Here is a 7,505-nt window from a genome sequence, read left to right on the forward strand (position 1 = left end):
CATGAGAGCGTGACGGTATGACCGTTGAGGCGGGAAGCTCGCACGAGGACTTGGAGACGACCTGGCAACGGCAGATGGTCTTCTGGCATCTCGTCTTTGCGGCCGTGTGGCTGGGCGCGGTGATCGTCACCCTCTTGTACGACTCCGGCCCGCGGGGTCGAGGACTCGAGCTGGCCTGTATCGTCGGCGTGGGCGTGGCGTATGCCGCCCTCGGTGCCCGCGGACTGGCTCGCGAGAACGAGTGGCAGGGTGCGGCCTACCTGCTCATTGCGTGGGGCCTGGTCATCACCGTCCAATGGCTCAACCCGAACACCGAGACGTGGATCCTCTTCTTCGCGCTCTTCCCCCAGACGTGGGCCCTGCTCTCGCGATGGCGCGCCTTCTCGGTCACCATCCTGGTGACGCTGGCGATCGGGGTCGTGCAGTGGTGGCAGTCCGACCGTAGCTCGGGGGACGCCGCCGGTGTCATCGTCTCGACGACGCTGTCGCTCGTGCTGTCACTGGGACTCGGGCTTTTCATCGCCACCATGGCCAATGAGGCGTCCGCCCGTGCGAAGACGATCGACGAGCTCCGCGCCGCCCAGGCGAAACTCGCTGCAGCAGAACGCGAGAGCGGCGTAGCTCAGGAGCGAGAGCGGCTGTCGCGCGAGATCCACGACACCCTGGCCCAGGGATTCACCAGTGTGCTGACCTTGACCCGCGCCGCCCGGGCGGCCCTTGGGCGAGGGGACGTCGAGACGGCGCTCGCGCGGCTGGACCTCATCGAGCAGACCGCCGGCGACAACCTGCACGAGGCCCGGCTCATGGTCGCTGAACTCACCCCGGGGCACCTGCAGTCGCGATCCCTGGCCGAGGCCCTGGAGCGGCTCGCCGCGACAGTCAGCGCCGAGAGTGGACTCCGTGTCGAGATGCAGACCCGTGGCATGCCCATCGCGCTCGGCGGCGCCACGGACGTGGTGCTGCTGCGCACGGCCCAGGAGGCGATCACCAATGCCCGCCGGCACTCGGGGGCCCGGCACGTGACCATGCAGCTGGTTTACGGGGAGGACGTCCGGTTGATCGTCACCGATGACGGCCGCGGTTTCGACACCTCGACCCCGAGGCGCGGTTTCGGTCTGGACGGCATCCAGTCCCGGGCGCAGGCGATCGGTGGGACGGTCGAGGTGCGCAGCGCCTCCGATCACGGAACAACCATCGACGTTGCTCTTCCCGCTGAGCCGGACCCCGTTGCGGCCGAGCCCGATCTGGGGAGAACCGGCCTGCCGCCTTCCTTGTCGAGGAGTGAGTCATGACGACACCTGCGGTGACGCGCATCCGGCTCGTCGTCGCCGACGACCATCCCGTCGTTCGGGCGGGCCTGGTGGCGCTGCTGTCGGAGGAGCCGGACTTCGAGGTGGTCGGCCAGGCGGCCGACGGCGCCGCGGCCATCGTCGCCGTCACCGAACATCATCCCGATCTGGTGCTCATGGACCTGCGGATGCCCGTGCTGGACGGCGCGGCAGCGGCCGCGGCGATCACCGCCCTCCCCGACGGGCCGCCGGTCCTCATCCTGACGACCTATGACACCGATGCGGACATCGTGCGGGCGGTTGAAGCAGGAGCGCGGGGCTATCTGCTCAAAGATGCTCCGCCAGAGGTGCTTTCGGCAGCGGTGCGGTCAGCGGCGCGCGGCGAGACGGTGCTCGCGCCGGCCATCGCGGGCCGGCTGGCCGAGCGACTGCGCAAGCCAGCAGCTGCGGATCTCACCACCCGCGAGCTCGACGTCCTGCGGCTGGTCGCCGAAGGACTGAGCAATGCCGAGATCGGGACTCGCCTCTTCATCGGCGAGGCGACCGTCAAGACGCACCTGATCCGGGCCTTCCAGAAGCTCGAGGTAGCCGATCGCACGGCTGCCGTGACGGAGGCCTATCGGCGCGGTCTGCTCACGATCGAGTGAAGGGCCAGCCGTCGCGCATGCCCGGACCGAGGGCCGGCTCGATGTAGTACTCGGTGCCGAACGCCGCCGTGAACGCCTCCTCGGGCATCGAGAGCAGGCTCTCGATGTCGGTCTTCTGGCTGGCATGGGCGGCGAGGGCGGCCCGCTTCTGCGGCAGGAACTTGTGGACGTCGACAGCCCAGGTGATCTCGTATTCGTTGCTGCCGAACGGGTTTCCGTCATCCATGGGCTGGTCGGGGTCCCACGCCTGCTCTTCGGTGGCCCCGGCGGCGACCGCCTCCTGGTAGAGCCGGCGCGTCACGTCTCGATTCATCGTCGACTCGAGCACGCGGGGCGGCCGCGCGGCGAGCTTGGCCGCTGCATGCAGGACGTGGTGGACCTTGACGTGATCCGGATGGCCGTAGCCGCCGTGCCAGTCATAACCGACGATCACGTCCGCGTCCTCGCGATCGAGGATCTGTGCCAGCCGCATGCCGGCGTCGGTCAACGTCGCATTGTGGAAGGCCCCGACATGGGCGTTCTGATCCCACCCGGTCATCCCGGAATCGCTGTAGCCGAGCCACTCGATGCGGGCTGTGCCCAGAGCTGCGGCGGACTTCGTCGCCTCCTTGCGGCGGCGTTCGACGAGCGTCTCGCCGGGCAGCAGATCGTCCGGCACCTCGCCGTGCTCACCATTGGTCGCGTAAACCACGACGACCCGATCGCCCTGTGCCGCAGCGCGAGCCATAGACCCGGAGGTCTGCGATGCCTCGTCGTCGGGGTGGGCATGGAAGAAGACGATGGTGGCCACGCGCCTATTCTCCTTGGTCGAGGAGTTCGGTCAGTATGCGGTGCAAACTCGCCCGGTCGTTCGCGCTCAGCCTGCCGAAGAAGGCCTCCGCCTGCTCGCGCCGCATCCGCCCCACCTCGGTGGCGACGGAGCGTCCGTGTTCGGTCATCTCCAGCAGGGTGGCCCGCCGGTCGCTCGGATCGGGGGAGCGCAGGACCAGGCTGCGCTCCTGCAGCGCGTCGGCGACCTCGGTGGCCGAACGCGGCACGATCCGTAGCCGGCGTGCCAGCTCGGACAGGCGCAGCGGCCCGTCCTCGTGGACGATCCGCAGGGCCCGGGCCTGGTGCGGCGCGAGGTCCACCTCACCGACTCCCGCTCCCCACTGGTGGCGCAACTGGCGGAGCGCGCGACCCAGCAGCACATCCAGGGGTTCGTCGGCGACCGGCATACCGAACAGCATACGGCGATTTGCGTGGCAGCCACAAAGTGAGGTAACCTCTACAACTAGTGAGGGAACCTCACGACATACCTCCCCGAATTGAGGGCCTCTTGAACGAGGACGTCAACCTTGGTGGCCGTGGCGGGGGCCGCGGCCCGCAGAAACTCGACCCGGCGGATCGAGCGCAACTGGCGCTCTCCCCGGTCGACCCTCGACGCATCCTGGCGCTCTTCGCGCCGCACCGGCTCGCCCTCGCTATCGTCGTGGCGATCATCGTCGCCTCCTCGGCCATCGCCTTAGCGCAGCCCTTCCTCGTCAAGGCCGTCATCGACGACGCCTTGCCGCACCAGAACGTCCGTCTCCTCCTGCTCGCCGTCGGCGGCATGCTCGCCGTCACCGTGACGACGGCGCTGCTCGGCGTCGCGCAGACATGGATCTCCACGCGCGTAGGACAGGAGGTCATGCACCGCCTGCGCACCGACGTCTTCGCGCACCTGCAGAAGCAGTCGCTCGGCTTCTTCACCCGCACCCGCGGTGGCGAGGTCCAGTCGCGCATCATCCAGGACATCGGCGGTATGCAGTCCGTCGTCACCTCGACGGCGACCTCCATCGCCTCCAACCTGACCACGGCGGTCGGGACGGCCATCGCGATGGCCGCCTTGTCGTGGCGGCTCTCACTGTTGTCGCTGATCGTCATGCCGCCAGCCATCTGGCTGACCCGGCGAGTCGCCTTGCTGCGCAAGGAGATCACCGCGCAGCTGCAGCGCCGCCTGGCCGACATGCACGTCCAGGTCGACGAGGGCCTGTCGGTCTCCGGCGTCCTGCTGACCAAGACCCTCGGCGCCGGCGCGCAGGCCACCGAGCGCTTCACATCGACGTCCACCGAACTCGTGGACCTGGAGCTGCGCTCGCAGCTCGCCGGGCGCTGGCGGATGGCGACGATGGCAATCATCTTCGCGATCATCCCCGCCCTGCTCTACCTCGCCGCCGGCTTCCCGGCGACGAGCGGCGGTATGACGATCGGCACCCTGGTCGCCTTCACCGCCCTGCAGGCCGGTCTCTTCCGTCCGGTCATGGGGCTGCTCAACGTGGGCGTGCAGTGGGTCAGCTCGATGGCGCTCTTCAGCCGGATCTTCGGCTATCTCGACCTGGTCACCGACGTCCCTGCTCCGATCGCCCCGGTGGCGGTCGACCACCACCGCATGCGCGGGGACGTTCGTCTCGACGGCGTGAGCTTCGCCTACGAGGCCGGTGGCACGCCCGTCCTCCACGAGATCACCCTGTCGGTGCCGGCCGGCTCCAGCCTCGCGCTCGTCGGCGACACCGGCTCAGGCAAGTCCACCCTGGCCTCACTGGTGGCCCGGCTCCGGGATCCTTCCGCCGGCACGGTGACGATTGACGGGATCGACCTGCGCACGATGGGCGAGCAGGACCTCGCGGCCATCGTCGGTGTCGTCAGCCAGGAGACCTACCTGGTGCACGACACGATCAGGGCGAACCTGCTGCTCGCCAAGCCGGCCGCCGCAGAGGCCGAACTATGGCAGGCGCTCGCCGCTGCCCAGGTCGCGGACCTGGTCGCCGGCCTGCCGCAGGGCCTCGACACCATGGTCGGCTCACGCGGCCACCGGTTCTCCGGTGGCGAGAAGCAGCGCCTGGCCGTGGCTCGCACCATCCTGCGCAACCCCAAGGTGCTGGTGCTGGACGAGGCGACCTCGGCCCTGGACACCAAGACCGAGCGCGCCCTGCAGGACGCGCTGGACCGGCTCGCCGCCGGACGCACGACGATCACCATCGCCCACCGGCTCTCGACGATCCGCGACGCCGACCAGATCGCGGTGCTCCACCATGGTCGGGTGGCCGAGATCGGCACCCACGACCAGCTGCTCGCCCGCGGCGGGCGGTATGCCGACCTGTTGCGTGCGAGCGAGCACCCGGCATACGCCCGGGCCGCCTGAGGCGCGCTCACCGACAACCCGCGGCAGCGTCGAACTCCGGGCGGAGAGGTGTCGGTGCGCATCGCAACATTTCCGATGCGTACCGACACAAAGTGGCACTGGGCGGAAAAGTGCAGTGGCGGCCGCGGCTCAGGCGTTCAGGCCGGCTTTGGCTTCGCGGCGGTGTTTGAGGTATTCGAGGACCATCGGGATCACCGAGACGGCGACGATCAGCAGGATCGCGGCCTCGAGGTGGTCCTGCAGCGCGGGGAAAGCCTGGCCGAGCCAGTAGCCGGCCAGCGTGACGCCGGTGGCCCAGAGGGCGGCGCCGACCGCACTCCATACGAAGAAGTGGCGACGATCCATCTTGCCCACGCCGGCGACGACGGTGATGAAGGTGCGCACGATGGGGACGAAGCGGCCGAGCACCAGCGCCTTCGCGCCGTACTTCTCGAAGAAGTCGTGGGTCTTGTCGAAGTTGGCCTTGTTGACGAACCGCCCCTGGCGCTCATACAGCGGCTGACCGATCGCCCGGCCGATCTCGTAGCCGACGACATTGCCGGCGAACGCGGCGATCGTCAGGATCACGCAGGCGGTGACGATATTGAACTTCAGCGCGCCATTGGCGATGAACAGCCCCACCGCGAAGAGCAGCGAGTCGCCCGGCAGGATCGGGAAGAGCAGGCCGCACTCGACGAACACGATCAGCGTGCTGACCCAGAAGAACTGGCTGCCGAATCGATCGAGCAGCCAGGCGGGGTCCATCCAGTCGGGGCCAAGGGTGGGCATCATCACGCGTCAAGGGTAGGTGACCAACCCTGTGAGGCAGCTGTATGCCGCCCCTGCCCGGCCTGTCGCATCACCTGTCGCATCACCGGCCGAGTCGCCGTCGCCGGCCCACTGACCCCAACCCCCTCGGATAACACCAACCCCCTGTTCCAGCGCGAACTCCGGGACATATATCCGCGGCAGTTGGCGCCTTCTCCGGGAGTTCGCGCGTTCTGACGCAGTTGGCCGTTCAGCCGGCGCCCATGAGGGCAAGCAGCACGCCGCCGGCGACCACGGAGGCCACCTGGCCTGCCGCGTTGGCGCCCATGGCGTGCATGAGGAGGAAGTTGTCGTAGTCCTCCCGCTGCGCCTCCTGCTGCACCACGCGGGCGGCCATCGGGAAGGCGGAGATGCCGGCCGCTCCGATCAGCGGGTTGAACTTGCCCCCGCTGAACAGGTTGAGCAGCTTGCCGAACATCACCCCGGCGGCGGTGTCGAGACAGAAGGCGATCAGGCCGAGCCCGAGGATGAACAGCGTCGAGGCCTTGATGAAGTCCTCCCCGACCATCGTCGAGCCGATGGCCAGACCGAGGAAGAGGGTGACGACGTTCGCCAGCTCGTTGGAGGCCGCCTGCGTCAGCCGCTCGACGACTCCCGACTCGCGCAACAGGTTGCCGAGCATGAGCATGCCGATGAGCGGCGTGGCGAACGGCACGAGGATGCCGACGACGATCGTCACGACGACCGGGAAAAGCACGCGGGTGCGCTTGCTGATCACGCGCTGGGAGTAGGGCATCCGGATCGCGCGCTCTCGCTTCGTGGTGAGCAGGCGCATGATCGGCGGCATGATGATCCGCACGAGCGACATATAGCTGTATGCCGCGACGGTGATCGGCCCGAGCAGGTCCGGCGCCAGGATGCCGCTGACATAGATCGACGTCGGCCCGTCGATGGCGCCGATGACTCCGATGGACGCCGCTTCCGGCCGGCTGAAACCCAGTGCGAGAGCGAGGATCAGCGTCAAGAAGATGCCGAGCTGGCCTGCGGCGCCGAGCAGCACCATACGGGGGTTCTCCAGCAGCGGACCGAAGTCCGTCATCGCGCCGATGCCGATGAAGATCAGCAGCGGGAAGAGTTCGTTGCCGACGCCGATGTTGTAGAGGATGTCCAGCATCCCGCCCTCGTCGGCCAGCGGCGAGAGCGGCAGGTTCGCCAGGATGCAGCCGGCGCCGATCGGCAGCAGCAGCAACGGCTCGTACTCCTTGACCACGGCCAGCGCGATGAGGAGGCACCCGACGGTGAGCATGACGAGCGACTGCCACGTGACCGCCTGCACCCCGGCGAGCATGGAGTTGAGGGTGTCGGGACTCATGCGTCCTCGACCCGCACCAGCACGTCGCCGAACTTCACCTGGTCACCCACCCCGACCGCGACCTCCGCGACACGCCCGTCCCGGCCGGCGCGCAGCGTGTTCTTCATCTTCATCGCCTCGAGCACGAGCAGCGGATCGCCCTGGGCGACAACGGTTCCGACGGGTGCCACGATGGTGAGGATGACGCCGGGCATGGGCGCGGTCAGCGTGGTCGCGTCGGTGCCGGCCGCGGCGCGAGGGGCCCGCGACGGGGGCGGGGTATGCGGTGTGGTCGCCCCCGTCAGGCG

General features: G+C 68.6%; 8 protein-coding genes. 3 read left to right on the forward strand and 5 right to left on the reverse strand.

The annotated features are described in order from the left end of the window. Positions 1–17 precede the first annotated feature (17 nt). Both BN11_RS04270 and BN11_RS04275 read left to right on the forward strand, forming a co-directional pair. A complete protein-coding gene (locus tag BN11_RS04270) occupies positions 18–1,292 on the forward strand; it encodes a sensor histidine kinase (protein ID WP_048694929.1) in 1,275 nt (424 codons plus the stop codon). Further along, positions 1,289–1,936 (forward strand): response regulator, encoded by a 648-nt coding sequence (locus BN11_RS04275; RefSeq protein WP_048694931.1) that lies wholly within the window; start codon positions 1,289–1,291, stop codon positions 1,934–1,936. The genes BN11_RS04270 and BN11_RS04275 overlap by 4 nt, the downstream gene beginning before the upstream one ends. On the opposite strand, the gene BN11_RS04280 is transcribed toward BN11_RS04275, so the two are convergent. Together BN11_RS04280 and BN11_RS04285 are read right to left on the reverse strand one after the other, a co-directional pair. Then, entirely contained in the window at positions 1,923–2,726 is an 804-nt protein-coding gene (locus BN11_RS04280; RefSeq protein ID WP_048694934.1) for a PIG-L deacetylase family protein, read from the reverse strand. The genes BN11_RS04275 and BN11_RS04280 overlap by 14 nt on opposite strands. Positions 2,727–2,730: 4 nt before the next feature. After that, positions 2,731–3,153 (reverse strand): MarR family winged helix-turn-helix transcriptional regulator, encoded by a 423-nt coding sequence (locus tag BN11_RS04285; protein ID WP_048700776.1) that lies wholly within the window; start codon positions 3,151–3,153, stop codon positions 2,731–2,733. Positions 3,154–3,254: 101 nt separating this feature from the next. Between BN11_RS04285 and BN11_RS04290 the strand changes: the two genes are divergently transcribed. Beyond that, positions 3,255–5,099: an ABC transporter ATP-binding protein gene (locus tag BN11_RS04290; RefSeq protein ID WP_048694937.1), complete on the forward strand. Its 1,845-nt coding sequence runs from the start codon at positions 3,255–3,257 to the stop codon at positions 5,097–5,099. 129 nt (positions 5,100–5,228) lie between these two features. Here the strand turns inward: BN11_RS04290 and BN11_RS04295 are convergent, their stop codons facing one another. The 3 genes from BN11_RS04295 to BN11_RS04305 form a co-directional block, all read right to left on the reverse strand. After that, positions 5,229–5,870 (reverse strand): DedA family protein, encoded by a 642-nt coding sequence (locus tag BN11_RS04295; protein ID WP_083433520.1) that lies wholly within the window; start codon positions 5,868–5,870, stop codon positions 5,229–5,231. Positions 5,871–6,096: 226 nt separating this feature from the next. Further along, positions 6,097–7,218, reverse strand: coding sequence for a sodium ion-translocating decarboxylase subunit beta (locus BN11_RS04300; RefSeq protein ID WP_048694940.1), 1,122 nt, complete (start codon positions 7,216–7,218; stop codon positions 6,097–6,099). Next, positions 7,215–7,505 (reverse strand): acetyl-CoA carboxylase biotin carboxyl carrier protein subunit (locus tag BN11_RS04305; protein ID WP_201329213.1); only part of this gene is annotated, 291 nt, incomplete at its 5' end. The genes BN11_RS04300 and BN11_RS04305, both read right to left, overlap by 4 nt.

Source organism: Nostocoides australiense Ben110, assembly GCF_001050535.1.
In the GTDB taxonomy this organism is placed as follows: domain Bacteria; phylum Actinomycetota; class Actinomycetes; order Actinomycetales; family Dermatophilaceae; genus Nostocoides_A; species Nostocoides_A australiense.

Coding starts and splice junctions, on each gene's coding strand:
- BN11_RS04270 (WP_048694929.1), top strand. CDS start 18: ATGACCGTTGAGGCGGGAAGCTCGCACGAGGACTTGGAGACGACCTGG.
- BN11_RS04275 (WP_048694931.1), top strand. CDS start 1,289: ATGACGACACCTGCGGTGACGCGCATCCGGCTCGTCGTCGCCGACGAC.
- BN11_RS04285 (WP_048700776.1), bottom strand. CDS start 3,153: ATGCCGGTCGCCGACGAACCCCTGGATGTGCTGCTGGGTCGCGCGCTC.
- BN11_RS04295 (WP_083433520.1), bottom strand. CDS start 5,870: ATGATGCCCACCCTTGGCCCCGACTGGATGGACCCCGCCTGGCTGCTC.
- BN11_RS04300 (WP_048694940.1), bottom strand. CDS start 7,218: ATGAGTCCCGACACCCTCAACTCCATGCTCGCCGGGGTGCAGGCGGTC.